Origin of the sequence: Polaromonas sp. (assembly GCF_010365105.1) — a bacterium.
In the GTDB taxonomy this organism is placed as follows: Bacteria; Pseudomonadota; Gammaproteobacteria; order Burkholderiales; family Burkholderiaceae_C; genus Polaromonas.
The window spans coordinates 22,603-48,455 of the sequence record NZ_JAAFGZ010000033.1; the positions used below are offsets into that span (position 1 = coordinate 22,603).

24 protein-coding genes, 1 tRNA gene and 1 pseudogene are annotated in these 25,853 nt (G+C 62.2%); 18 read left to right on the forward strand and 8 right to left on the reverse strand.

From position 1 onward, the window contains the following. Positions 1-43 precede the first annotated feature (43 nt). The 13 genes from GZ092_RS17345 to GZ092_RS17405 all read left to right on the forward strand — a co-directional run bounded on the left by GZ092_RS17345 (position 44) and on the right by GZ092_RS17405 (position 14,417). Positions 44-634 carry a DUF3305 domain-containing protein gene (locus tag GZ092_RS17345; protein ID WP_293638240.1) on the forward strand — a complete coding sequence of 197 codons (591 nt, stop codon included), beginning with the start codon at positions 44-46 and terminating at the stop codon, positions 632-634. Beyond that, on the forward strand, positions 627-1,340 hold the full coding sequence (locus GZ092_RS17350; protein ID WP_293638242.1) for a DUF3306 domain-containing protein: 714 nt from the start codon (positions 627-629) through the stop codon (positions 1,338-1,340). The genes GZ092_RS17345 and GZ092_RS17350 overlap by 8 nt, the downstream gene beginning before the upstream one ends. Further along, positions 1,303-3,381, forward strand: a complete 2,079-nt coding sequence (locus GZ092_RS17355) for a 4Fe-4S binding protein (protein ID WP_293638274.1) — start codon at positions 1,303-1,305, stop codon at positions 3,379-3,381. The genes GZ092_RS17350 and GZ092_RS17355 overlap by 38 nt, the downstream gene beginning before the upstream one ends. Before the next feature lie 33 nt (positions 3,382-3,414). Continuing rightward, positions 3,415-4,029, forward strand: coding sequence for a molecular chaperone TorD family protein (locus GZ092_RS17360; RefSeq protein ID WP_293638244.1), 615 nt, complete (start codon positions 3,415-3,417; stop codon positions 4,027-4,029). A 204-nt stretch (positions 4,030-4,233) separates the two neighbouring features. After that, positions 4,234-4,440: a formate dehydrogenase gene (locus GZ092_RS17365; RefSeq protein WP_293638246.1), complete on the forward strand. Its 207-nt coding sequence runs from the start codon at positions 4,234-4,236 to the stop codon at positions 4,438-4,440. Positions 4,441-4,485: 45 nt separating this feature from the next. After that, entirely contained in the window at positions 4,486-7,461 is a 2,976-nt protein-coding gene (locus GZ092_RS17370; RefSeq protein WP_293638248.1) for a formate dehydrogenase subunit alpha, read from the forward strand. A 12-nt stretch (positions 7,462-7,473) separates the two neighbouring features. After that, positions 7,474-8,094: a formate dehydrogenase FDH3 subunit beta gene (fdh3B, locus tag GZ092_RS17375; RefSeq protein WP_029525759.1), complete on the forward strand. Its 621-nt coding sequence runs from the start codon at positions 7,474-7,476 to the stop codon at positions 8,092-8,094. Next, the gene (locus GZ092_RS17380; RefSeq protein ID WP_293638254.1) at positions 8,091-8,321 is read left to right on the forward strand and encodes a hypothetical protein; all 231 of its coding nucleotides are present in this window, start codon (positions 8,091-8,093) and stop codon (positions 8,319-8,321) included. Before fdh3B ends, GZ092_RS17380 begins: the two co-directional genes overlap by 4 nt. A gap of 11 nt (positions 8,322-8,332) precedes the next feature. Continuing rightward, positions 8,333-9,550, forward strand: a complete 1,218-nt coding sequence (locus GZ092_RS17385; RefSeq protein WP_293638255.1) for a formate dehydrogenase subunit gamma — start codon at positions 8,333-8,335, stop codon at positions 9,548-9,550. Between the two features lie 20 nt (positions 9,551-9,570). Beyond that, positions 9,571-9,960: a hypothetical protein gene (locus GZ092_RS17390; protein ID WP_293638256.1), complete on the forward strand. Its 390-nt coding sequence runs from the start codon at positions 9,571-9,573 to the stop codon at positions 9,958-9,960. Positions 9,961-10,030: 70 nt separating this feature from the next. Beyond that, positions 10,031-11,098 (forward strand): formate dehydrogenase accessory sulfurtransferase FdhD, encoded by a 1,068-nt coding sequence (locus tag GZ092_RS17395; protein WP_293638257.1) that lies wholly within the window; start codon positions 10,031-10,033, stop codon positions 11,096-11,098. A gap of 194 nt (positions 11,099-11,292) precedes the next feature. Beyond that, on the forward strand, positions 11,293-13,863 hold the full coding sequence (locus GZ092_RS17400; protein ID WP_293638258.1) for an FtsX-like permease family protein: 2,571 nt from the start codon (positions 11,293-11,295) through the stop codon (positions 13,861-13,863). A 122-nt stretch (positions 13,864-13,985) separates the two neighbouring features. Next, positions 13,986-14,417: a group II truncated hemoglobin gene (locus GZ092_RS17405; RefSeq protein WP_293638260.1), complete on the forward strand. Its 432-nt coding sequence runs from the start codon at positions 13,986-13,988 to the stop codon at positions 14,415-14,417. A gap of 506 nt (positions 14,418-14,923) precedes the next feature. Here the strand turns inward: GZ092_RS17405 and GZ092_RS17410 are convergent. Both GZ092_RS17410 and radC read right to left on the reverse strand, forming a co-directional pair. Continuing rightward, a pseudogene (locus GZ092_RS17410) lies at positions 14,924-15,600 on the reverse strand (Smr/MutS family protein). 45 nt (positions 15,601-15,645) lie between these two features. After that, complete coding sequence (radC, locus tag GZ092_RS17415; RefSeq protein ID WP_293638261.1) at positions 15,646-16,320, reverse strand: DNA repair protein RadC; 675 nt, start codon at positions 16,318-16,320, stop codon at positions 15,646-15,648. 192 nt (positions 16,321-16,512) lie between these two features. Between radC and GZ092_RS17420 the strand changes: the two genes are divergently transcribed. From GZ092_RS17420 to GZ092_RS17440, 5 genes are all read left to right on the forward strand, one after another. Continuing rightward, positions 16,513-16,998: an FKBP-type peptidyl-prolyl cis-trans isomerase gene (locus GZ092_RS17420; RefSeq protein ID WP_293638262.1), complete on the forward strand. Its 486-nt coding sequence runs from the start codon at positions 16,513-16,515 to the stop codon at positions 16,996-16,998. A 44-nt stretch (positions 16,999-17,042) separates the two neighbouring features. After that, positions 17,043-18,029: a 4-hydroxy-3-methylbut-2-enyl diphosphate reductase gene (gene ispH / locus GZ092_RS17425; protein WP_293638276.1), complete on the forward strand. Its 987-nt coding sequence runs from the start codon at positions 17,043-17,045 to the stop codon at positions 18,027-18,029. Positions 18,030-18,035: 6 nt separating this feature from the next. After that, positions 18,036-18,980 (forward strand): threonine/serine dehydratase, encoded by a 945-nt coding sequence (locus tag GZ092_RS17430; protein WP_293638278.1) that lies wholly within the window; start codon positions 18,036-18,038, stop codon positions 18,978-18,980. Between the two features lie 50 nt (positions 18,981-19,030). Then, positions 19,031-20,365 (forward strand): serine--tRNA ligase, encoded by a 1,335-nt coding sequence (gene serS, locus GZ092_RS17435; protein ID WP_293638263.1) that lies wholly within the window; start codon positions 19,031-19,033, stop codon positions 20,363-20,365. 39 nt (positions 20,366-20,404) lie between these two features. Beyond that, positions 20,405-20,492, forward strand: a tRNA-Ser gene (locus tag GZ092_RS17440). Between the two features lie 125 nt (positions 20,493-20,617). On the opposite strand, the gene GZ092_RS17445 is transcribed toward GZ092_RS17440, so the two are convergent. The 6 genes from GZ092_RS17445 to GZ092_RS17470 all read right to left on the reverse strand — a co-directional run. Continuing rightward, positions 20,618-21,052: a hypothetical protein gene (locus tag GZ092_RS17445; RefSeq protein WP_293638265.1), complete on the reverse strand. Its 435-nt coding sequence runs from the start codon at positions 21,050-21,052 to the stop codon at positions 20,618-20,620. A gap of 233 nt (positions 21,053-21,285) precedes the next feature. Then, positions 21,286-22,959, reverse strand: coding sequence for a cation acetate symporter (locus GZ092_RS17450; RefSeq protein ID WP_293638266.1), 1,674 nt, complete (start codon positions 22,957-22,959; stop codon positions 21,286-21,288). Beyond that, positions 22,956-23,273 (reverse strand): DUF485 domain-containing protein, encoded by a 318-nt coding sequence (locus tag GZ092_RS17455; RefSeq protein WP_293638268.1) that lies wholly within the window; start codon positions 23,271-23,273, stop codon positions 22,956-22,958. Before GZ092_RS17455 ends, GZ092_RS17450 begins: the two co-directional genes overlap by 4 nt. 66 nt (positions 23,274-23,339) lie before the next feature. Beyond that, positions 23,340-25,121 (reverse strand): acyl-CoA dehydrogenase, encoded by a 1,782-nt coding sequence (locus tag GZ092_RS17460; RefSeq protein ID WP_293638270.1) that lies wholly within the window; start codon positions 25,119-25,121, stop codon positions 23,340-23,342. A gap of 28 nt (positions 25,122-25,149) precedes the next feature. Beyond that, the gene (locus tag GZ092_RS17465; protein ID WP_293638272.1) at positions 25,150-25,620 is read right to left on the reverse strand and encodes a MaoC family dehydratase; all 471 of its coding nucleotides are present in this window, start codon (positions 25,618-25,620) and stop codon (positions 25,150-25,152) included. Between the two features lie 57 nt (positions 25,621-25,677). Next, a partial coding sequence (locus GZ092_RS17470) for a 4Fe-4S dicluster domain-containing protein (protein WP_293638279.1) occupies positions 25,678-25,853 on the reverse strand: 176 nt, incomplete at its 5' end.

The following is a 25,853-nucleotide window of genomic DNA, read 5'->3' on the forward strand; positions in this document are numbered from 1 at the left end:
ACTTTGATTCCAGCGGGCATCAGGTGCGCCGTACACTCCGGCCATGTCCGATTTCCTGATGCAGTCCCCCGAGACCGATGACGCCCTTCGCCGCCCCTGCATGGATGTGGCCGTGGTCATGCGCCGCGAGCACATCGACAACGTGTGGCAACCGTGGCGCTGGACACTGGCCGATGTGGTGCCGCATGAGACCAGTTTTGGCACGCAACCGCGCCTGCTGCTGAAGGACGAGCGCGAGGAGCGCTGGCTGCATCCCGGCTTCCGCGTGGAGTTGCACCGAGGCGATGCCGAAGGCTATTACCTCAATGTCACCACGCCGCAGCCGTGTTTCTGGGTGGTCTGGCGCATGGAAGAAGAAGCGGCGCTGGCCGAAGAGCCTACAGCCGTGCCGCACATCGTCACCCTGAGCTACCACGACGCCGGCCGCTGGCTCGACGCGCAGGAAACCGTCGAGCAGGTCCCCGCACCGCCCGACGTGGTGCAGTGGATGCAGCATTTCGTTGATGAACACCATGTGCTGGAGGCCAAGCGCCGCCAGCGCCCGCAAAGCTTCAAGCCGCTGGTGGACCGCTTCGGCAGCCCGGCCCGCGTGAGCACCGAGAAGAAGTTCGGCGGCGGAGGCGGCCATGGCTGAAGAGCCCACCGGATTCCTGGGCCGCTGGGCGCGGCGCAAGACGGATGTACGGCAAGGCAAACCGCTGGACGAGCCTGCCGCGCCGGCGAAATCCGCTCCAGGGGCTTCCCTTGCCGTTTCCCCCGCCGCGCTTGTAGCCGACTCGGCCCAGGTTACTGCGCCTGCGACGCCGCCGGCAGAACCATCTGAAAAGCTGCTGTCGCTGGACGATGTGAAGGTGCTCACCCAGGACTCCGACTTCAAGCCCTTTATGGCCCGCAATGTCGGTGCCGACGTGCGCAACGCCGCCATGAAAAAGCTGTTCACGGATCCGCATTACAACGTGATGGATGGCCTCGACATCTACATCAGCGACTACTCCATCGCCGACCCGATTCCGGAATCCATGCTGCGCCAGATGGTCGGCGCCAAGATGCTGAAGATTTTTGACGAGCCAGATGAAGACGAACAAAGGCAGGCGGCTGCAACGCTGCCACCCGAACCCCTGCCATCCGACGCCTTGAACAAGTCCACGCCCGAAGCCGTGGCACCGTCCGGTAATTCACCGGACGCCAGCCTTGCGGAACCCCAGGGAACCGAACCTTCCAGCCAGCCCGAGCTTTCAGACAGCCCAGGCGCCAGCCAAACCGACGACCATGCCCACTCTCATTTGCGACTGCAACCAGACCATGCCCCTTCAGCCCCGAGCGCTGGGCACGGCACTTGATGAAAACCTGACGCTGCATTCGACACTGTGCCGGCGCGAAGCTGGCGCATTCCAGAAAGCCATCCAGTCAGGCGACGACGTCATCGTCGCCTGCACCCAGGAAACCCGGCTGTTTGACGAACTCGCGCAGCAAACCGAAGGCGCCACGTCCGTCATCAAATTCGTCAACATCCGCGAAACCGGCGGCTGGAGCAAGGATGCGGCCCAGGCCAGCCCGAAGATCGCCGCCTTGCTGGCGTTGGCGCATCTGCCCGATGCCGAGCCGGTGCCAACGGTGAGCTATAAAAGCGCCGGTCGTCTGCTCATCATTGGCCCGCTTGACGCCGCCGAGCGCGCTGCCGAACTGGTCTCGGATGCGCTCGACGTCACACTGTTCAGCCTGGGCGCAGGCAGCAACGGCGGGCTGCAGGAGCGGCGCTATCCGGTGCTGGCCGGGCAGATCAGGCAGCTGACCGGCTGGCTGGGCGCTTTCGAGCTGAACTGGACGCGCAGCAACCCGATCGACCTGGACCTGTGCACCCGCTGCAACGCCTGCCTGTCGGCCTGCCCTGAAGGCGCGATCGGCTTTGACTACCAGATCGACATGAGCCTGTGCCAGTCGCACCGGGCGTGTGTGAAGGTTTGCGGCGTCGCCGGCGCCATCGATTTCAGCCGCGAGCCTGAAGCACTGAGCGAAAAATTCGACCTGGTGCTTGACCTGCGAAGCGCGCCGGCCTTCAACCAGCATGCGCTGCCGCAAGGCTATTTCCGCTGGGATGGCCAGGACAGCCGCACGCTGCTGCAATTGCGTTCGCTGGTGGGCGAGTTTGAAAAGCCCAAGTTCTTCAACTACAAGCAAAAGTTGTGCGCCCACAGCCGCAACAACACCGTGGGCTGCAGCGCCTGCATCGACGTGTGTTCGGCCTCTGCCATCAGCAGTGAAAAAAGTCGCCAGCAGATCAAGGTGAACCCGAACCTGTGCGTCGGCTGCGGCGCCTGCACCACGGTCTGCCCGACCGGCGCCATTTCCTATGCCTATCCGCGCCCTGCCGAGCAGGGCACAAAAATCAAGACGCTGCTGACGACGTATGCCAAAGCCGGCGGCAAGCACGCCGCGCTGCTGCTGCACAGCCAGGAGGCCGGCACTCGGCTGCTCGGCGACCTGGGCCGCATGGCCCGGCTCGACCCGGCGATTCGCGGCGTGCCGGCGCGCGTGATGCCGCTGGGCCTTTTTCACACCGCATCCACCGGCCTGGACCTGTGGCTTTCCAGCGTGGCTTATGGCGCGTCGCAGGTCTGGGTGCTGATGACCGGCGAAGAAGCGCCGCAATACCGTGAAGCCGTGCGCGAGCAGATGGACGTGGCGCAGGCCATCCTCACCGGGCTGGGTTTTGCGGGCGAGCATTTCCGTTTGCTGGAGGCAAAAGATGCGCGCGATCTGGCGGCGCTTGATCTCCAGTTGCAGGCCGCACCAGCGCAGGGCGTTGCCCAGCCTGCCGGCTTTGCCGTCCAGGCCGACAAGCGCGCCACGCTGGAGCTGGCGCTCGACCATTTGATGGCGCAGGCGCCGGTCGCGTCGGCCATGCGGGCAACGTCGCTCAAGACCGAAGTGATTGCGCTCCCGGCTGCATCGCCGCTGGGTGCGCTGGCCATCAACAAGGACGCCTGCACCCTGTGCCTGAGCTGTGTCAGCGCCTGTCCGGCCAGCGCTTTGCAAGACAACGCCGAACGACCGCAGCTCCGTTTCATTGAAAAGAACTGCGTGCAGTGCGGCCTGTGCGTCACCACCTGCCCGGAAAACGCGCTGACGCTGGTGCCCCAGCTCAGGCTCACGCCGCAGCGCAAGGAAGCCGTGGTGATCAACGAGATGCAGCCCTATGCCTGCATTCGCTGCAGCAAGCCTTTCGGCACGCTCAAGGCGATTGAATCCATGCTGGGCAAGCTGGCCGGCCATGCCATGTTCCAGGGTGCGGCGGCTGACCGCCTGAAGATGTGCAGCGACTGCCGCGTGATCGACATCTACTCGGCCGACAACGAAGTCAAGATTTCCGACATCCGTTAATCCCAGTTCACCCCAGTTCACAGGCAACGATCCATGCAAGCCCAACTCACCGCCTCCACCCTCGACGAAGAAACCGCGCGTGCCGAGGTCTACGGCCTGCTCGCCGCGCTGTTCTATGCGGCGCCCTCTGCCGACCTGTACGACAGGCTGCGCGTGGCCGTGACCGAAGCCCCGGCAGCCGGCGGGCTGCTGGAAAGCCCATGGGGCGAGCTGGTTGCTGCTGCACGCGAACAGTCGCTGGACGAAATCTGCCGTGAATACGATGCCCTGTTCGGCGGCGTGGGCAAGCCCGAGGTCTATCTTTTCGGCTCCCACTACCTCAGCGGCTTCCTGAATGAAAAACCGCTGGCAGCGCTGCGCACCGACCTGGCAAACCTTGGCCTGGCGCGCGACGGTGCCATGTCCGAGACCGAAGACCATGCGGCGTATTTGTGCGAAGTCATGCGTTACCTGATTGCTGGCGACGATGTCGAAGTCGCCAATCTGACGCGCCAGCGCGAGTTCTTTACGCGCCATGTGCAGCCCTGGTTTCCCATGATGTGCGAGGCTGTCATGCGGCATCCAAAGGCGCGTTTCTACCGCACGCTTTCTAGCTTTGCGCAGGCCTTCATCAGCGTTGAAACGCAGGGTTTTGACATGCTGGACTGAAGTCTTTTACTTTCAGCCCTTGGTCGCCCTCTTTGGGTGAGAAGGGCTTTCAGCACCGGGCGTGCCGCAAAAGCCGCTAGATGACCTATGGTTTGCCCTTGGTTTTTGGACTCTATCACCGTGAACCATTGTGGTGCGTTTAGGTCTGACGTAAAGTTATGCAAACTGCTACATACATATCGACAAAATTTCAGGAAGTAAAAAATGCAAGAAAGCCAGCCCAAACCCTCGCGTCGGGGTTTCTTTTTCGGTGCCGCAGCCACTGGCGCAGCTGCTGCTGCCGTGATGGCGCTGCCGCGAGTGCAGGTTGCGGAAGTTGCGGTTGCGGTTCCCAAGCCCGCGCCTGAAAAGGGCGGCGGCTACAGCGCTTCGGAGCATGTCGAGCGCTATTACAAGACCGCGCGCGTCTGATTCGACTTTCCGGATATTCGTTCTTCAATTCTCACGGAGAGCTTCATGCTGCTCACGAAAAAATCTTCCAGCCCTTCGGGCTTGACAGCGCGCCTTGCAGGTTCGCCGCGCTTTGTGCAAAGCCTGACACGCGGCCTTTCCCACGCCCTGCCCACCATGGACCGGCGTGCTTTTTTGCGGCGCTCGGGTCTGGGTGTTGGCGTCGGTCTGGCAGCGACCCAGCTGACTCTGGTCAAAAAAGCCAGTGCCGCCGCGCCTGGTGAAACCACTGGCAGCTCAAAAATAGAGGTGAAACGCACCGTTTGTTCGCATTGCTCCGTCGGTTGCGCGGTCGATGCTGTGGTCGAGAACGGCGTCTGGGTTCGCCAGGAGCCGGTGTTTGACTCGCCGATCAACCTGGGTGCCCATTGTGCCAAGGGTGCTGCGCTGCGCGAACACGGCCATGGCGAATACCGTCTGCGTTACCCGATGAAGCTTGTCAACGGCAAGTACGAGCGTATCAGCTGGGACACGGCACTGAGCGAAATCACCGAGCGCATGCTGGCCCTGCGCAAGGAAAGCGGCCCGGACTCGCTGTATGTGATCGGTTCTTCCAAGCACAACAACGAACAGTCGTATTTGCTGCGCAAGTGGATGAGTTTCTGGGGTAGCAACAACTGCGATCACCAGGCGCGTATCTGCCACTCGACCACGGTGGCCGGCGTGGCCAACACCTGGGGCTACGGCGCCATGACCAATTCGTACAACGACATGCAAAACAGCAAGTGTGCGTTGTATATCGGCTCGAATGCCGCCGAGGCCCATCCGGTCAGCATGCTGCACATGCTGCATGCCAAGGAAACCGGCTGCAAGATGATCGTGGTGGACCCGCGTTTCACGCGAACCGCCGCCAAGGCTGACGAATACATCCGCATCCGCTCCGGCTCCGACATTCCGTTCCTTTTCGGGGTGCTGCATCATATTTTCAAGAACGGCTGGGAAGACACCAAGTACATCAACGATCGTGTCTACGGCATGGACAAGATCAAGGAAGAAGTTCTGGCCAAATGGACGCCTGACAAGGTGGAAGAGGCCTGCGGCGTGCCTGAAGCCCAGGTGTTCAAGGCCGCCCAGATGATGGCCATGAACCGGCCTTCAACCATCGTCTGGTGTATGGGGCAGACGCAGCACACCACTGGCAATGCCATCGTGCGCGCCTCGTGCATCCTGCAGCTGGCGCTGGGCAACGTCGGCAAAAGCGGTGGAGGAACCAACATCTTCCGGGGCCATGACAATGTTCAGGGCGCCACCGATGTCGGCCCCAATCCCGACTCGCTGCCAGGTTACTACGGACTGGCCGAAGGCTCGTGGAAGCATTTCGCCAAGACCTGGGGTGTTGACTTTGACTGGATCAAGGGCCGCTACGCTTCGCCTGCCATGATGGGCAAGCCCGGCATCACCGTGTCGCGCTGGATCGACGGCGTGCTGGAGAAAAACGAATTCATCGATCAGGATTCCAACCTGCGCGGCGTCTTCTACTGGGGCCACGCGCCCAACTCGCAGACCCGTGGCCTGGAGATGAAGCGGGCGATGGACAAGCTCGACCTGCTGGTGGTGGTGGACCCCTATCCTTCGGCTACTGCCGCCATGGCCGCCATGCCGGGCAAGGCCGAAGACCTGAACCCGAACCGCGCGGTGTACCTGCTGCCGGCCGCCACCCAGTTTGAAACCAGCGGCTCCGTGACCGCGTCGAACCGTTCGCTGCAATGGCGTGAAAAAGTGATTGAGCCGCTGTGGGAAAGCCGCAGCGACCACATGATCATGCAGCAGTTCGCCGACCGCCTGGGCTTTGGCAAGGAGTTGTCAAAGAACTACAAGATGCAAAAGGTCAAGGGCATGGACGAGCCCGTGCCCGAAGACATTCTGCGTGAAATCAACAGCAACTGCTGGACCATCGGCTACACCGGCCAGAGCCCGGAACGCCTGAAGGCACACATGCGCAACATGCACATGTTTGACGTCAAGACGCTCAAATCCAAAGGCGGAAAAGACAAGGAAACCGGCTACGACACCACCGGCGACTACTTCGGCCTGCCATGGCCGTGCTGGGGCAACCCTTCGCTCAAGCACCCCGGCTCGCCCAACCTCTACGACATCTCCAAGCACGTCATGGACGGCGGCGGCAACTTTCGGGCCAACTTCGGCGTCGAGCGCGAAGGCAAGACGCTGCTGGCCGAAGACGGCTCGCACTCGTTGGGCGCGGACATCACCACGGGCTACCCGGAGTTTGACCACATCCTGATGAAAAAGCTGGGCTGGTGGGGCGAGTTGAGCGAACCCGAAAAAGCTGCTGCCGAGGGCAAGAACTGGAAAACCGACGCGTCAGGCGGCATCATCCGCGTGGTCATGAAAAACCACGGCTGCTATCCGTTTGGCAATGCCAAGGCTAGGGCCGTGGTGTGGAATTTCCCGGATGCAATCCCGCAGCACCGCGAACCGCTCTACGGCATCCGGCCCGACCTGGTCGCAAAGTACCCGACGCACGACGACAAGAAGGCGTTCTGGCGTCTGCCCACGCTGTACAAAACCTTGCAGGACAAGAACATTGCCGACAAGGTGCATGAAAAGTTTCCGATGATCCTGACCTCAGGCCGCTTGGTCGAATACGAAGGAGGCGGCGAGGAAACCCGCTCCAACCCCTGGCTGGCCGAGTTGCAGCAGGAAATGTTTGTTGAGATCAACCCCAAGGTCGCGTCAGAAAAAGGCATTCGCAATGGCGAGCGCGCCTGGGTCAGCACGCCGACCGGCGCGCGGCTCAACGTGCAGGCGCTGGTGACTGAACGCGTCGGTCCCGACACCGTGTTCATGCCTTTCCACTTTTCGGGACGCTGGCAGGGTGCCGACATGCTGGCCTATTACCCGGCAGGCGCGCACCCGGTGGTGCGAGGCGAAGCCGTCAACACCGGCACGACCTACGGCTACGACAGCGTGACGATGATGCAGGAATCGAAAACGACCGTTTGTAATGTCGAACGAGCATAAGGAAGAATAAAAATGGCACGCATGAAATTTGTCTGTGATGCGGAGCGTTGCATCGAATGCAACGGCTGCGTCACCGCATGCAAAAACGAAAACGAAGTCCCGTGGGGTGTGAACCGCCGCCGCGTGGTGACACTCAACGACGGTGTTCCGGGCGAAAAATCGATTTCGGTGGCCTGCATGCACTGCAGCGACGCGCCCTGCATGGCGGTGTGTCCTGTCAACTGCTTTTACCGCACCGACGAAGGTGTGGTGCTGCACGACAAGGACATCTGCATCGGCTGCGGCTACTGCTCGTATGCCTGCCCGTTCGGCGCGCCGCAGTTCCCCTCCACCGGCACCTTCGGTGTGCGCGGCAAGATGGACAAATGCACATTCTGCGCCGGTGGCCCCGAGGTTAACGGCAGCCAGGCTGAGTTTGAGAAATACGGCCGCAACCGTCTGGCAGAAGGCAAATTGCCAGCTTGTGCCGAGATGTGTTCCACCAAGGCCTTGCTGGCGGGCGATGGCGATGTGGTGGCGGATATTTTCCGCAACCGCGTCGTGCAGCGCGGCAAAGGCGCGGAAGTCTGGGGCTGGGGCACGGCTTATGGCTCGAAACAGGCGGGTCAGCCGCCAGCAGGAGCGAAATCATGAAACGGCTTGCACTGCTGATTCCGGTTTTGGCTGCCTTGGCGGGCTTGTCTGCATGCGGCGAAAAGCCGCAGACCATGGGCGGCAACAAGGGCCATGTGGCCGCGTTCGAGGGCGCGAAAAACCCCTTTGTCGCGCCGGGCTGGAATGCCGGTGACAAAAACAGCTGGGAGCAGGGGCTGAAAACCCGCATGCAGAACACCCAGAACGAGTACTCCAAGATTAACTGATCGGAGGCCTTATGAAACATGCGCAATTAGCTATATTTTTAATAGCAATTGGCCTGGCTGGATCGGTTGCTGCGCAGGCACCTGCATCTGCACCTGTCGCTTCCGTGCCCGTCATGGCGGCACCGGCACCGGCCGCCCTTCAGCCTGTGCCCGGCGTGTCTGCGTCTGCTGGCGGCATCCAGGGACAGAATATTTTCGAAGTCAAGCCCGATGCCAGCGAGCTTCCCGGTTATGCCAGCCAGACCAATGGCGAACGCGCCAAAGTCCAGCCCGGCAACAATGCCCCCATGTGGCGCCAGGTAGGCGAGGGCGTGACCGGCTACAGCAGCCTGCCCAAAAGCCAGGCGCCTGAAGCGGGTAACCTGATCCAGCCGTTTGTGCAATACCCCGGTTCGCGCCTGACCAACGCCGGCGAAGCCTGGCGCCAGGTGCGCAACAACTGGTTGATTCCCTACGGCGGCGCCTTGCTGCTGATCGTGGTCGGCGCCATAGCCCTGTTCTACCTGGGTAAGGGCAGCATCAAGCAGCATGGCGCCAACACTGGCCGCAAAATCGAGCGCTTCACGCCCTTTGAACGTTCAGCGCACTGGGCCAATGCCATTGCGTTTTGCATTCTGGCCATTTCCGGCATTTTGATGGCTTTCGGCAAATTCTTTGCGCTGCCGGTCATGGGTGGCCAGCTCTTTGGCTGGCTGGCTTATGCGCTCAAGAACCTGCACAACTTTGCCGGACCGGTGTTTGCCGTTTCACTGCTGGTCGTGTTTTTCACTTTTGTGCGCGACAACCTGCCAAGCAAGGGCGATTTGCGCTGGCTGCTCAAGGGTGGCGGCATCCTGTCGGATAAGGAAGTGCCGTCGCACCGCTTCAACGCGGGTGAAAAAGTGGTGTTCTGGGGCGGCGTGCTGTTCCTGGGCATGGTCGTGATCGGCTCAGGACTCGTGCTTGACATGCTGCTGCCCGGCCTGCTGTACGAGCGCAGCACGATGCAGATCGCCCACATGGTGCATGCTGTCGCCACGGTGCTGATGATGGCGATGTTCATCGGTCACATCTACATCGGCACGATTGGCATGGAAGGCGCCTATCAAGGCATGAAAACCGGTTACGTCGATGAAACCTGGGCCAGGGAACACCACGAGTACTGGTACGACGACATCAAGGCGGGACGTATTCCCGCACAGCGCACCGAGCCTGCGCCGTCCGCCGGTCCTGCCGCCGTGCAGGCATAAACCAACGAGTGAGAATTCGCATGAAAAAACTTCTGATCTCCAGCCTGCTGCTGGGTGCCTGCTCGCTGGTGGCGGCCAAGCTCCCGCCGCCAACGCCCGAGGCGAAGGCCAAGTCCGATGAAGCTGCCGCCAAGTCTGCATGGGCCGGCAAGGTCGATGCCTTCCAGCTGTGCCAGGTGCAGGACCGGGTGGCCGCCAGCTACCGGATGTCTGCCCAGGCTGCCAGCAAGGAAATCAAGTCGGCTACGGCCACGCCACCCTGTGCTGATCCGGGCACTTACACCTACGCACCGGCTGAAGCGCCCAAGCCCCTGGAAGCTTCAGGCGCTCATTCACCGGCCGCTACGGCCACCAGTCCTCCGAGCAGCAAAGTGCCCGATGCCGTCATGAATCCGGCTCAAAAACCCTAATTTCCTGTTTCTTTTATTCTGAAAGGCCGGGCCGCGAGGCGCCGGCCTTTTTTTACGGTAATCTTTTTTCATGACACTTCCCCTTCTGACCCAAGCCCGGGCGCCCCTGACCAGCGAAATTGACGCGGTCAACGAATTTGGCGAACTGCAAAAAGTCTCGATTCCTGCCGAGCGTGCGCTGACGGTCTATGTGGACAAGCGCGAACTGGTCACGCTGATGACACTGGGGGCGAATCCCGAACTGCTGGTGCTGGGTTACCTGCGCAACCAGCGCCTGGTGCGCAGCGTGGCCGATATCGAATCGATCACGGTTGATTGGGACGTGGGCGCCGCCGCCGTCAAGACACGTCACGGCATTGAGGACATCGAGGAAAAAACCGCCCGCCGCGTTGTCACCACCGGCTGCGGTCAAGGCAGCGTGTTTGGTGGCCTGATGGACGAGGTGGACCAGATCGAACTGCCCGAAGATGCCGTCATCACGCAAAGCCAGCTCTACGGGCTGGTCAATACCATCCGGCTCAAGGAAACGACGTACAAATCGGCCGGTTCGGTACACGCCTGCGCGCTGTTTTCAACCGTCTCAGGTGAATCCGACATGCTGCTGTTTGTCGAAGATGTGGGACGGCACAACGCCATCGACACCATTGCCGGCTGGATGTGGTGTATGGCCCCCACGCTCCCCGCTTCGCGTGGTTCGCTGCCCCCCGAGGGGGCCGCTGCGCCTGCAGCCCGGCAAAGCCGGTTCTGCGGCCCTGGCTCGCCTGGAGAAGACGCCCCTGCTCCTGCCTTGCTTCCTGAAGCTTCGCTGGGCGATGTCGCTGTACCCGTCTTGCTCGCTCTCCCTTTGGGTGAGGGCAGGGGTGAGGGCTCCCCGGCCTCAGACACCCAGCACCTGGTCTTCTATACCACCGGCCGGCTGACCAGCGAAATGGTCATCAAGTCGGCGCAGATGGGCGTGCCGGTGGTGGTGTCGCGCAGCGGCATCACGCAGATGGGCCACCAGGTTGCGCAATCGGTTGGCTTGTGTGCGATTGGCCGGGCGACCAACAAGCGGTTTCTTTGTTACACCCATGCCGGGCGGCTCAGGCTGGAGCCGGGCTTGCTGGCGGCACATCCTGCCTCAGCCGTTCAGGGATGAGCCGGGTGGCCTGCGCGAGAAATACTCTTATTTTGATAGCTATCAACGCACGCTGGATATGCGAAAAAGGCCTATTTTTCTTGTAAAAATTGTCTTAAGCACACAGCAGCCCCAGCCTGGCGGCGAAGATGTGCAGCCCTGCACATCAACCCTTCAGGGCGCACCCCATACCGGTTCTGCGCTAAGGTCACGCCATGAACACTCTTTTTCTCAAGCTCGGCTGGAAAACCCTGCTGCGCGACCTGCGGGCGGGCGAATTGCGGCTGCTGATGGTGGCGGTCACGCTGGCCGTGGCGTCCCTCACGGCAGTCGGATTTTTTGCCGACCGGCTCAATGGCGGGCTGCAGCGCGACGCCCTGCAACTGCTGGGCGGCGATGCCGTGGTGCGCAGCGATGGCCCGGTTCCGGCGGTTTTCATTGAAAAAGCCCGGTCGCTGGGTCTGAACGGCATTTCCACCGTCACCTTTCCAACCATGGCCCGCGCCCGGGACGAGGAAGGCGGCGCCAGCAAGCTGGTGGCGTTCAAGGCCGTTCCCGAAGGCTACCCTTTGCGCGGCAGCATGAAAGTGGCTGGCAGCCTGGATGAAACCACGGGACAGCCGACGCGTGACATTCCTGCGCCCGGCACCGCCTGGGCGGATGCGGCGCTGCTCGATGCGCTGGGCCTGAAAATCGGCCAGTCGCTGCTGATGGGTGATGCCCGTTTCACCGTTACCCGCGTGATCGTCCAGGAGCCCGACCGGGGCGCCGGCTTCATGAGCTTTTCGCCGCGCGTCATGATCAACCAGTCGGATGTGGCGGCCACTGGCCTGATCCAGCCGGCCAGCCGGACCAATTACCGCTTTGCCGTGGCGGGCGATGACGCGAAAGCCGTCAAGTCCTATGTCACATGGGCCACCGACGAATTGAACAAGCCGGGCGCCGAAACAGCGCTGCGCGGCGCTCGGCTCGAATCGCTGGACAGCGGCAGCCCGCAGATGCAGCAGACGCTGGCGCGGGCCGAGAAATTCCTCAACCTGGTGGCGCTGCTGGCCGCGCTGCTCAGCGCCGTGGCCGTCGCCATCGTGGCGCGCAGCTTTGCCGCCAAGCATCTGGACGATTGCGCCATGCTGCGCGTGCTGGGGCAGCCGCAGCGAACGATTGCACTGGCCTACACCTTCGAATTCGTGCTGGCCGGTTTGGTGGCCAGCGCGCTGGGCGTGGCGCTGGGTTTTGCGGTGCATTACGTGTTTGTGCTGTTGCTGGCCGGGCTGGTCAGCGCCACCCTGCCGGCGGCGACTTTCTGGCCGGCGGCATTCGGCATGGGCATGGGGCTGACGCTTTTGCTGGCGTTCGGCCTGCCGCCGGTGCTGCAGCTGGCCCAGGTGCCGCCGCTGCGTGTGATCCGCCGCGATGTCGGCAACCTCAAGCCGGTGTCGATGCTGGTGCTGGGCGTGGGTATCCTCGGGTTTGCCGCCTTGCTGATGGCCGCCAGCAGCGACCTCAAGCTCGGCCTGATCGCCGTCGGCGGCTTCGCCGGCGCGGTGCTGGTGTTTGCCGCTGCCAGTTACGCCGCCGTCAGGCTGCTGCGCGCCAGCGTCAACGAAGCCACGGCGCCGCGCTGGATGGTGCTGGCCACGCGCCAGCTGTCGGCCCGGCCGGTGTATGCGGTAGTGCAGACCAGCGCCCTGGCCATTGGCCTCTTGGCACTGATGCTGCTGGTGCTGCTGCGCACCGACCTCATCAGCAGCTGGCGCCAGTCGACGCCGGCGGATGCGCCAAACCGTTTTGTCATCAACGTGCAACCCGACCAGGGCGAAGCCTTCCAGCAGGCGCTGAAGGCGGGCGGTGTGACGAAGTTCGACTGGTACCCGATGATTCGCGGCCGCCTGGTGGCGATCAACGGCAAGAATGTCACGCCTGAAAATTTCGAGGATGACCGCGCCAGGCGGCTGGTGGATCGAGAGTTCAACCTGTCCAACAGCGCAGAAAAGCCGGTCCACAACGACATCACGGCCGGCCGCTGGACCCCTGGCGAGAAAGACGCCATCAGCGTCGAGGAAGGCCTGGCCAACACCCTGGGCTTGAAACTCGGCGACAGTTTGCGTTTCGACATTGCCGGCCAGACCAGCGAGGCGAAGATCACCAGCCTGCGCAAGGTGGACTGGGGCTCGATGCATGTCAACTTCTTCGTGATGTACCCGGTGGCCAAGCTGGCTGCCGAGGTGCCGGTGACCTTCATCAGCGCCTTTCGCGCGCCCGAACCCGCCGATGCGGCGGCCAAGGGGCAAGCCCGGCCGCAGAGTTTTGACAACACCCTGGTACGCGCCTTTCCCAACATCACCAATGTGGACATGAGCAGCACGCTGGCGCAGGTTCAGCGGGTGCTGGACCAGGTGATCCGCGCGGTGGAGTTCCTGTTCGGCTTCACGCTGGCGGCCGGGCTGGTGGTGCTGTTTGCCGCCATCACCGCCACCCGCGAGGAGCGCGCCCGCGAATTCGCCATCATGCGCGCCGTGGGTGCCCGGGCGTCACTGTTGCGGCAAGTGCAGCGCGCTGAACTGGCCGGCGTCGGCCTGCTGGCCGGTTTCCTGGCGTCGATGGTGGCGCTGGTGGTTGGCTGGGGCCTGGCGCGCTATGTGTTTGACTTCAGCTGGACCGGTTCCTGGACCGTGCCGGTGTTTGGCAGCCTGGCCGGTGCGGCCCTGGCGCTGGCCGCCGGCTGGTGGGGCCTGCGCGCCGTGCTGAACACGCCCGTGGTGGAGACACTGCGCAAGGCCCAGTAAAAGCCAGCTGCGCGGCGTCGTCATTCCCGCGAAGGCGGGAATCCAGTCCTGCTAGCGGTTCTCCATCCCCGGATTCTCAGCTTTGCGGCAAAGGTGTTTGGCGGGTTTATAAAATCCTCTGCATGCACACTGAAGAAAAACCCGCTGAAGCGCCGCTCCATGAAACCCCTTTTGCCTGGATCGGTGGCGAAGAATGCGTCAAGGCTTTGGTCGAACGTTTTTACGACCTGATGGACCTGGAGCCCGCCTATATCGCCTTGCGTGCCGCGCACGGCAGCACGCTGGACAACGCACGCGAGCGCCTGTTCTGGTTCCTGTGCGGCTGGCTGGGCGGCCCGCAACACTACACCGATCGCTTCGGCCATCCGCGCCTGCGACAGCGCCATATGCCGCAGCAAACCGGCGGCGGCAGTATCGGCATCAAAGAGCGCGACCAGTGGCTGGCCTGCATGGACCAGGCGATGCAGGAAACCGGCGTGGACGACGCCTTGCGCAATCGGCTCAATGTGTCGTTTTTCCAGACAGCCGACTGGATGCGCAACCGGGGCGAGTGACGCCCCGCAATGTTTGCTTGAGGCCAGCGTGTTCCTCAAGTGCTTTTCATGCAAGGCGACAGCATGCTGCACTGCGGCTTCAAACCATTCTTTGTTGCTGACGTTGTGCCATCAGTCAGATGTTCGCAAAATCAATAAATTATGGTGATTCCATTTCTAAATCATTCCGATATGCCTTTGCTTCGCCTTGCCGTGCTACAGCACTGTCTGCGGATTTGCGGCTAATCTCGAAATGATTTAAAAATGGAATAACTACTCAGCTTCGTCGAAGCTCTTCGTATTCTCTTTTGTCGTTGCAGGCTCGATCCGCAATCCATGACCGCGCTGGGGAGAATTCATGGTTTCCGGATCGAGCCCCGGTTGACAGAGCCTTATGTCATCGCGCTCTAACCTGAAAAGCGAGCTGAGTAGTTAAAAATTATGGGTAAAAAATGACTATTGCACTTTAAAAACGGGCGGTGAACGCTATTGAATAAATAGCACATCCGGTTTCAGGCCCTGGCCCGTCACCACGGCACCAGCAGCACCACCAGCGCCCCGGCGCCGCCATGGGCCGGCCGGGCCTGCACAAAAGCCAGCACTTCCTCTGCACCAGCCAGCTTTGCACCCGGCCCTTGAGTACCGGCGTCTTGCCCGGCGAACCCAGGCCTTTGCCATGCACCACGCGAACGCAGCGCACGCCGGCCTTGTTGGCTTCGCGAATGAAGAGGCCCAGCGCATTGCGCGCATCCTCGCGCCGAAAACCGTGCAGGTCGAGCTGGCGCTGGATGCTCCAGTTGCCCCGGCGCAGCTTGCGGACCACGTCAGGTCCGATGCCGGGGCGCCGAAAGCTCAGGGATTCGTCGGTGTCGAGCAGGCTTTCCACATCGAACCCGTCCGAAAGGGCTTCCTGCATCACGGCCTGCTCGTCGCGCTGGCGCTGCTCGGCCACCGGTGCCGGCCGCGCCCGCTCCAGGCTGGACTTGTGGCCCGGCCGGTGTTGCGCGGCCAGAGCCATGACGCGCCCGACGGCGCGTGAAAACATCTCTTTTTCAGCCCGCACCAGCGCTGCGGCTGCGCGCACCTCGGCCTGCCGTTGCGCTTCCTGGCGGGCGCGCAGTTCCAGTTCGCGGCGAACCGGCAGCAGGTCCTTGAAGTCCCGGATCAGCAGGCTTTTCTGGCGTGGGGAGGAGGGCGCAAACATGGTGACAGTGGAAATGGACGTGCGGTATTGCCAAAGGTCCCCATCCTAAAGCAGTCCCCGCTCGGCCATCGAGACCGACTGCGAAGCCGTGACCACGAAATGGTCGAGCACCCGGACGTCGACCAGCGCCAGCGCGGTTTTCAGGGTGTGCGTCAGCATTTCGTCCGCTCGCGAAGGCTCGGCTGCGCCGCTCGGGTGGTTGTGCGCCAGCACCACGCTGGCAGCATTCAGCGCCAGCGCCCGGATCACCACCTCGCGCGGGTACACGCTGGTTTGCGTCAGGGTGCCGCGAAACAGTTCCTCCAGGGCAATCAGCCGGTTCTGGCTGTTGAGGAACAGCACCGCAAAAATTTCGTGCGGCCGGTTGCCCAACTGCAGCTGAAGGTAGTCGCGCACCGCCTGCGGTGTGGAAAACAAGGCTTTTTCTTTCAGTTCCTCGGCCAGTGCGCGCCGCGCCAGTTCCAGCACGGCGACGATCTCGGCACGCTTGGCCGGCCCCAGTCCCTTGATGCACTTGAGCGCCTCGGGTCCGGTGTGCAGCAGTCCGGCCACGCCGCCAAAGTTGTCAAGCAACTCCTGGCCCATCTGCAGTGCGTTCTTGCCCGGCAGGCCGGTGCGCAGCAGCAATGCCAGCAATTCGGCATCACTGAGTGCCGCAGGGCCGCGCGCCAGCAGTTTTTCACGCGGACGGGCGTCTGCGGGCAGGTCTTTGAGAAGCATGGAGAAGGCCGTTTTTGGAAAATTGCAAGCAAAAGTAATTGCAGTATGCCGCAGTGCAGGGTGATTCCTGGCCGTGAACCCCGCTGCAAAAGCATGAAAAGGCTTGCCGGCCAACCTGCACAAGCCTGGCTTTCTACAATAGGCACTGTTCAGTCCATGTTGCTGGCCGACTCTGGCTGGTCCGAAAGTCTTATGTCATCTCTGCAATCCCCAACCGTGCCTGCACAGCCCCTCGTGGTCGAGCCAGGCTCTTTTCTGACGCTGCATTACCGCATGGCGGCACCCGGCGGCGCGAGCATCATCAACACCTTCGAGGGCAAACCGGCCACGCTCAGCCTGGGCAACGGCGAGTTGTCGCCCGCCATCGAACTGCGCCTGCTCGGCCTGCCGGAAGGCACGCGCACCACGTTTCAACTGGCCGCCGGCGAAGCATTTGGCGAGCGCAACCCTGAGTTGGTGCAATGGGTGGCGCGCAAGCTGCTCAACGAACTGGGCGATCCGGACGAACGTTACAACGTGGGCGACGTCGTGCAGTTCCCCACGCCCGACGGCATGCGCCAGTACGCCGGCGCGGTCCAGCAGGTCAAGGAAGACGGCACTGCCGTCCAGTTTGACTTCAACCATCCGCTGGCCGGCCAGCCGGTGGAGTTTGAAGTCCACGTGATCGGCGTGCTGTGAAAAATAACCCCACGCCTGTCACCTCGTCTGCTGTGCCGTCCGCCCTGCAGCTTGAAGAAATCCTGCTGGCCGAACCGCGCGGCTTTTGCGCTGGCGTTGACCGCGCGATCGAGATCGTCGAGCGGGCGCTGGCCAAGTTTGGCGCGCCCATCTACGTTCGCCATGAGATCGTGCACAACACCTACGTGGTGAACGACCTGAAGGTCAAGGGCGCGATTTTCATTGAAGAACTGTCCGACGTGCCGCCTGGCGCCACGCTGGTGTTCAGCGCCCACGGCGTCAGCCGGGCGGTGCAGGAAGAGGCGAGGGCGCGCGGGTTCCAGATTTTCGACGCCACCTGCCCGCTGGTGACCAAGGTGCATGTCGAGGTCGCCAAGCTCAACAAGGAAGGCTACGAGTTCATCATGATCGGCCACAAGGGCCATCCCGAGGTCGAAGGCACCATGGGCCAGCTTGACAGCGGCATTCACCTGGTCGAGGACGTGGCCGACGTGGCGCGCATCTCGCCACTGCAGACTGAGCGCCTGGCGGTGGTCACCCAGACCACGCTGAGCGTGGACGACGCGGCCGAAATCAGCGCGGCCATCGTGGCGCGGTTTCCGCAGGTGCGCAAGCCCAAGCAGCAGGACATCTGCTACGCCACGCAAAACCGGCAGGACGCCGTCAAGCTGCTCAGCCCGCAGGTTGACATCCTGATCGTCGTCGGCAGCCCTACCAGCTCGAACAGCAACCGCCTGCGCGAACTGGCCGCCAAGCTGGGCACCGAGGCCTACATGGTCGATGACGCCAGCGAACTGCAGGAGGCCTGGTTTGACGGCAAGGTACGCGTCGGTCTTACGGCGGGCGCGTCGGCCCCCGAAATTCTGGTCAAACAGGTGATTGACCGCATCAAGTCGCTGGGCGCGGTGTCGATCCGCAAGATGGACGGGGTTGAAGAAACCATCAAGTTTCCGCTGCCCAAGGGCCTCAAGCTGGACGCACAGGGCCAACAACTGGAACTCGGCGGCAGCCAGCTGCACCAGTCGAACTGAGTGTCAATAGTCATTGATTGCTATCAAATAGAGAGCTGCAAGCGTACGTTCGACGAGCGCTACAGCCACTTTATCTATCAAACTCCGCTGTGGAAGCTGCCCGGCAAGGCACTGGGCGTGGACTGCGCTGAAGTCTGGCTCAAGCTGGAGCACTTGCAGACCGGGGGCAGCTTCAAGGCGCGCGGCATGCTCAACCGCCTGCTGTGCCAGCCGATTCCGCCCAGCGGCGTGATCGTGGCGTCGGGCGGCAACGCAGGCATTGCCACGGCGGCGGCGGCCCGTGAACTCGGTGTGCCGTGCGAAGTGTTTGTTCCCGACCTCTCCAGCCCGGCCAAGCGTGCCCGGCTGGCTGCACTGGGTGCCCGCGTGGTGGTCGGCGGTGCCGCCTATGCCGAGGCGCTGCAAGCCTGCCTGGCGCGCCAGCAGGAAACCGGCGCGTTGCTGACGCATGCCTACGACCAGCCCGAAGTGCTGATCGGCGCCGGCACCATGGCACTGGAAATCGAACAGCAGGGCGGTCTGCCCGATTCGCTGCTGGTCAGCGTGGGCGGCGGCGGCCTGATTGGCGGCGTGGCCAGCTGGTTCGGGAAGCGCAGCCGCGTGGTGGCGCTGGAGCCGGAACTGGCCCCCGCTTTGTTCCGGGCGCGTGAAGCCGGCCGGCCGGTGGATGTCGAGGTCAGCGGCATCGCGGCCGATTCGCTGGGCGCCAGGCGCATCGGCAGCCTGGCCTGGGACATCACGCAGGCGCAGGTGCGCGATGCGCTGCTGCTGACCGATGAATCCATCCGGGCGGCGCAGTTGTGGCTGTGGAAAGAACTCAAGCTGGCTGTCGAGCCTGCTGCGGCTTTGCCGCTGGCTGCGCTGCACAGCGGTCGCTATGTGCCGCGAACCGACGAAACCGTCTGCCTGGTCATTTGCGGCGCGAACGTCGATCCGGCCAGCCTGAACTGAAGTCGCCATCCTGATTTTTGGCCCTTGCGGGACAAAATACAATCGACGCCATGCTAGACATCAACCTGCTCCGTAAAGACCTTCCCACGGCCATCGCCCGCCTGGAAACCCGCAAGCATCCGCAAGCCTTCCTCAACGTCGAGGCTTTCCAGACGCTGGAGGCCGAACGCAAGGCGGTGCAGATCAGGACCGAGGAACTGCAAGGCCAGCGCGGAACCTTGTCCAGACAGATTGGCCAGCTCAAATCCAAAGGCGAAGACGCCAGCGCCGTGATGGCCCTGGTCGCGGCCTCCAAGGCCGAACTCGAAACCTCTGCGGCCCGGCTCGACCAGATCCAGATCGAGATGCAGGCGCTGCTGCTGGCCGTTCCCAACCTGCCGCACGACAGCGTACCGCTGGGCATCGGCGAGGCTGGCAATGTCGAGGTGCGCAAGTGGAGCCCGTTTGAAGGCCTGGGCGGCGAGCCAGCGGCCTTGACCTTTGAGCCCAAAGACCATGTCGATGTCGGCCAGCCGCTGGGGCTGGACTTTGAATTGGGCACCAAGCTGACCGGATCGCGTTTCACCGTCATGAAAGGCCCGCTGGCGCGACTGCACCGCGCCCTGTCGCAGTTCATGCTCGACGTGCAGACGGCCGAGCACGGCTACACCGAATGCTATGTGCCCTACATCGTCAACAGCGATTCGTTGCGCGGCACCGGGCAGTTGCCCAAGTTCGAGGAAGACCTGTTTGCGGTCAAAAAAGGCGGTCAGGAAGGCCAGGCCGAGAATGCCGCGCTGTACCTGATCCCGACGTCCGAGGTGCCGCTGACCAATCTGGTGCGCGACGAAATCATCCAGGAAGCGCAATTGCCGCTGATGTTCACTGCCCACACGCCGTGTTTTCGTTCCGAGGCTGGCAGCTACGGCCGTGACACACGCGGCATGATCCGCCAGCACCAGTTTGACAAGGTCGAGATGGTGCAGATCGTCCATCCCGAGAAAAGCTACGAAGCGCTTGAAGCCATGACCGGCCATGCCGAGGCCATTCTGCAAAAGCTCGGCCTGCCGTACCGCGTCATGCTGCTGTGTACCGGCGACATGGGGTTTGGCGCGACCAAGACCTATGACCTGGAAGTGTGGCTGCCCGCGCAAAGCACCTACCGGGAGATCAGTTCGGTGTCCAACTGCGAAGCCTTCCAGGCGCGCCGCCTGCAAGCCCGGTTCAAGAACGCGCAAGGCAAGAACGAGTTTGTGCACACACTGAATGGCTCTGGTTTGGCCGTGGGCCGCACCTTGGTGGCGGTGCTGGAAAACTACCAGCGCGCTGATGGCGGCGTTGATATACCAGCAGTCCTTCAGCCCTACATGGGCGGCATGGCGACTCTTTCAGCGCCTGCGGCCTGAACAGCATTTCAGCCTGCTAGAATTGCTGCTCGATACATAGGAGAGGTGGCAGAGTGGCCGAATGTACCTGACTCGAAATCAGGCGTACCGCAAGGTACCGTGGGTTCGAATCCCACCCTCTCCGCCAATTAAAAGCCCCGAATAGTGCAACTATTCGGGGCTTTTTTATTGTTCAGTCCAGCCCGTCAGGGCTTGAGTTGTATCTGCCACACAGCCCAGGTCTTCTGCCAGCAAGCGGACCGAGACGGCAGATTATTTCTGCCGTATTCTTTTCCTTTTCAATGACGACTTCCTTTTTGGACGTTTTTTGACAATTGGTTTTGCAGCTATCGATTTTTCAGCGGACGCGGCAGCAGGCGAAGGCCTGACCGCCACAGACAATCGATCGGTAACAGTGCGTTGCGTTACAACTTCCGGCTCGATATTGGTGTTGGGAAGGTAGGTCAAGTCAATTTGAGCCCTGGCTGCGCGTCGCTCGACGTCGGTGAGCATGACTTCGAAAACCATGATTTTCTGCTTGCGTTCGGTGATTTTGGTGCGAAGTTCGCGGGACTGCGCGACCAGTGCGGCTTTGCCGGCCGATGGGGCGGGCGTTGAAACGTCGGCGGTCGTGGGTGGCAAGGGCGGCGCGGCGCAGCCGGACAGATACAGGGTCGCCAGGATCACCGTCGTTTTCAGCTTCTTCATGTCTTCCTTTCGTTGCCGTTTGCAGGCAACTATCGCTTGCCCGACAGCACATTGCAAGTAGTCTGCCGCAAGGCTCGACAGTAGGACGACCTACAGCAATGGATGAGATAACTTCCCGAACCGTCGCGCTTTGGCTGGCAGGCGCTTGCGGCCCGGGCTAAATCGTTGCCATGGTGGCGACGGCACAAAAAAAGCCCCGAACTTCGGGGCTTTTTCATTAGCTCAGGGGCCGGTCAGTGGCTCACAGCGCCATCGGCACCAAAGCCGGTCTGGGCGCGAACCCACTGGTCTGCATAAGCCAGGCGCTCCTTGGCAGCGCGTGGGCTCTTGTCGGTGATGGAAAACACATAACCCAGCAGGAAAGCCAAAGGCATGGCGAACAGGGCAGGCTGGTCGTACGGGAAGATCGGTGTTTCGTAGCCGAACACGGTCACCCACACGGATTTGGACAGCACCACCAGCACCACGGCAGCCGTCAAGCCGCCGTAACCGGCTGCCAGCGCGCCGCGCGTGGTCAGGTCTTTCCAGTACATCGACAGGAACAGCACCGGGAAGTTTCCTGCCGCTGCAATGCCGAAGGCCAGCGCTGCCATGAAGGCCACGTTCTGCTTTTCAAACGCAATACCCAACACCACAGCGATCAGGCCGATGCCGAACGACGCCATTTTGGAAACCTTGATTTCCTGCGCTTCGGACACATTGCCTTTTTTGATCACGCGGGCATACAGGTCGTGCGAGATGGCGGACGCGCCGGCCAAAGCCAGACCCGACACCACGGCCAGAATGGTCGCAAACGCCACCGCTGCCAGGAAGCCGAGCAACAGGTCGCCGCCCACGGCCTTGGCCAGGTGCATGGCCACCATGTTGCCGCCGCCGATGATCTTGCCGCCTACCGTGCCGCCTTCAAAGAAGTCAGGGTTGGTGCCGACGATGACGATAGAGCACAGGCCCATCAGCAAAATCACGTTGAAGAAGAAACCGACGAATCCGGCTGCGTACAGCACCGATTTACGGGCTTCCTTGGCATTGTTGACGGTGAAAAAGCGCATCAGGATGTGCGGCAGACCGGCCAGGCCGAACATCAGGCCCAGTGCCAGCGAAATGGCATTGACCGGGTCCTGCAGCAGCTTGCCGGGGGCAAATAGCATGTCTTTGAGCTTGTGGATTTCAATGGTCTTGGCAGCCAGCGTGTTGAAGCTGAAGCCGAACTGCGAAAACGCCAGCACGGTGATGACCGTGCCGCCGAACAGCAGCAAACACGCCTTGATGATCTGCACCCAGGTGGTGGCAACCATGCCGCCGAAGGTCACGTAAACAACCATCAGGCAACCGACCACGATCACGGCGATGTGGTAGTCCAGCCCGAACAGCAGCTTGATCAGCTGGCCGGCACCGACCATTTGCACGATCAGGTAAAAGCACACCACCGTCAGCGAGCCGATGGCCGCCATGGTGCGGACCTTGCCCTGGTCAAGCCGGTAAGACGTGATGTCCGCAAAGGTGAACTTGCCCAGGTTGCGCAGGCGTTCGGCCATCAAGAACAGGATGACGGGCCAGCCGACAAAGAAGGCAATCATGAAGAGATAGCCGTCATAGCCGTTGGTGAACACCAGCGCGGTCAGGCCGAGCAGGGTGGCGGCCGACATGTAGTCGCCGGCCATGGCCAGGCCATTTTGAAAGCCGGTGATGCCGCCGCCTGCGGTGTAGAAGTCCGAAGCGGTCTTGGTGCGGCTGGCCGCCCAGTAGGTGATGCCCAGCGTCATGCCGACAAACACGGCGAACATGATGATGGCCGGAACGTTGAGCGGCTGCTTTTGCGTGATTTCCACAGCGCCCGCAGCCATTGCCGCGCCGGTGGCGCCCAGGGCCAGCAGGCCAGCGGCCAGTTTTGCAAGTATTTTTTTCATTTTTTTGCTTTCATGGATTCGTTCAGCAGCGCTTCGGTCAGGGCGTCAAATTCCGAATTGGCGCGGATCACGTAATACGCCGTCAATGCCCAGAACAGGACGAATTCGAAAAGGCCGATGACCAGACCAGTGGTGACAAAACTGTCGCCCAGCCGGATCGCAAGCACCGACGGGTTGAAGGCCACCGTCAGGAACAGCCCGAAAAACAGCACCAGCACGATGCCGGTGAGTGTCCAGGCCAGGCGCTCGCGCTTGCTGACCAGTTCCTTGAATTTCGGATTCGTTCGAATCCGGGCATACATTTCAGAGCTCATGCTTCATCCTCCATTAAAAAAACAATTCAATTTCTTGCGTAAAGCTGCGCCAGCACAGCCTGCCGTTCAGAACATGTCAACCGGCATGCGGTTGGTGGTGGGGCCGGACAGGCAGATGCCCTGGGCCAGGCCGGGCGCCTGCGTCAGCACCGATTCGGCGTAGAAGCGGGCAGTGACCACCTTGGCGGTGAAAAACGCCGGGTCGCTGTCCATCTTGTCCTGGGCCACCATCAAGGCGCGCGCCATCTGCCAGCCGCACAGCACCACACCGGCCAGCTTGAGGTAGTTCACCGCGCCGGCGTACACCGTTTTGGGCTCGCTCCTGCCGTTGGCCACCATGAAGTCGATGGTTTTTTCAAGCGCCAGCCGGCCTTGGCGCAAGGCACCCAGCATGGCGTTGCAGTCGTCGTTGTCGTGCGCGGCAAGGTCTTGCTCGGTGCTGGCGATCTGGTCGCACAGGGCCCTGGCCACGGCGCCCTTGTCGCGTAGCGTCTTGCGGCCGACCAGGTCGTTGGCCTGAATGGCGGTGGTGCCTTCGTAGATCGTCAGGATGCGGGCGTCGCGCAGGTACTGGGCTGCGCCGGTTTCCTCGATGTAGCCCATGCCGCCATGCACCTGCACGCCCAGGCTGGCCATGTCGATGGACATCTCGGTTGAAAAACCCTTGATGACCGGAACCAGGTACTCGTACACCGCCTGGTTGTGCGCCTGGATGGACGCCTCAACCGCGTGGTGCGCGGCGTCGCTGGCGGCTGCGGCCACATAGGCCAGGGCGCGCGCGCCTTCGACATGGGCGCGCATGGTCAGCAGCATGCGCTTGACATCGGGGTGGTGGATGATGGCGACCGGGCCGGCAGAGCCCGCCAGATCGCGGCTCTGGGTGCGGTCATGCGCAAAACGCACGGCTTTTTGGTAGGCGCGGTCGGCAATTGCAATGCCCTGCATGCCGACGTTAAAGCGGGCGGCGTTCATCATGATGAACATGTATTCAAGGCCGCGATTTTCTTCGCCGATCAGGTAGCCGACCGCGCCGCCGTGGTCGCCGAACTGCAGCACGGCGGTCGGGCTGGCCTTGATGCCGAGCTTGTGCTCGATGCTCACGCAATGCACGTCGTTGCGCGCGCCCAGGCTGTCATCGTCATTGACCAGGAACTTGGGAACCACGAACAGCGAGATGCCCTTGACGCCCTCGGGCGCGCCCGGCACACGGGCCAGCACCAGGTGAACGATGTTCCCGGTCATGTCGTGTTCGCCGTAGGTGATGTAGATCTTGGTGCCAAACACCTTGTAGCTGCCGTCTTCCTGGGGTTCGGCACGGCTGCGCACGGCGGCCAGGTCCGAGCCGGCCTGCGGCTCGGTCAGGTTCATGGTGCCGGTCCATTCGCCGCTGATGAGGCGGGCGGCAAACTTGCGCTTGAGCGCGTCGCTGCCGGCCACCAGCAGCGCCTCGATGGCGCCATCGGTCAGCATCGGGCACAGCGCGAACGACATGTTGGCCGCGTGCAGCATTTCGGCGCAGGGCGTGGCGATCAGCTTCGGGAGGCCCTGGCCGCCAAATTCGGCCGGATGGATCACGCCTTGCCAGCCGCCTTCGGCAAACTGGGCAAAAGCCTCCTTGAAGCCGGGCGTGGTGGTGACGACGCCGTCTTTCCAGCTGCTCGGCGTCTGGTCGCCTGTCCAGTTCAGCGGTGCGACGACGCTTTCGCAGAATTTCGCCGACTCTTCGAGCACGGCCTGGGCGGTGTCCAGGTCGTAGTCTTCAAAACCGGGCAGGGCGCTGACCTTGGGCAGGCAGGCGAGTTCCTGCATGGCAAACAGCATGTCTTTCAGGGGGGCTTGGTAGCTCATGGGGGACTTTCTTGAGTGGTTGAAAGGATCAGGCGGTGGCTTGGGCGGCCGCAGCGGCCTTGGCGGCACGCCGGACCGATGAATCGACCTTCACCAGCGCTTCGCCATCAATCACCACGGCACCCTTGACGCTGCAGGTGGTGTGCAACACCACGCGGCCACGGTCGGCGATGACTTCGCGCACCGTGACGGTGGCGTGCACGGTGTCGCCGGGGCGCACCGGTGCCAGAAACTTCAGGTGCTGGTCCATGTAGATGGCGCCGGGGCCGGGCAAGCGGTTGGCGACCGCCGCCGAGATCACGCTGGCCGACAGGAAACCGTGGGCGATGCGGCCCTTGAACGCCGTGGTGGCTGCGTACTCTTCATTGATGTGGATGGCGTTGGTGTCGCCCGACACGCCGGCAAACAGCACGATGTCGGCTTCGGTGATGGTCTTGGAAAAGGTGGCGCTCATGCCCACGTGCAGGTCTTCGATGTCGTAGCCGTTCAGGTCGTTCATGTCGTTGTCTCGTGTTTTAAGTTGAAGCGTTGAAAGATTGAAGGAATGGCCGTGGCCTTACATGCCGCTGTAGTTGGGCCCGCCACCGCCCTCGGGCGTGACCCAGACGATGTTCTGGGTCGGGTCCTTGATGTCGCACGTCTTGCAGTGCACGCAGTTCTGCGCGTTGATCTGCAGCCGGTCGGTGTTGTCCGGGTTTTTCACGTACTCGTACACCCCGGCCGGGCAGTAGC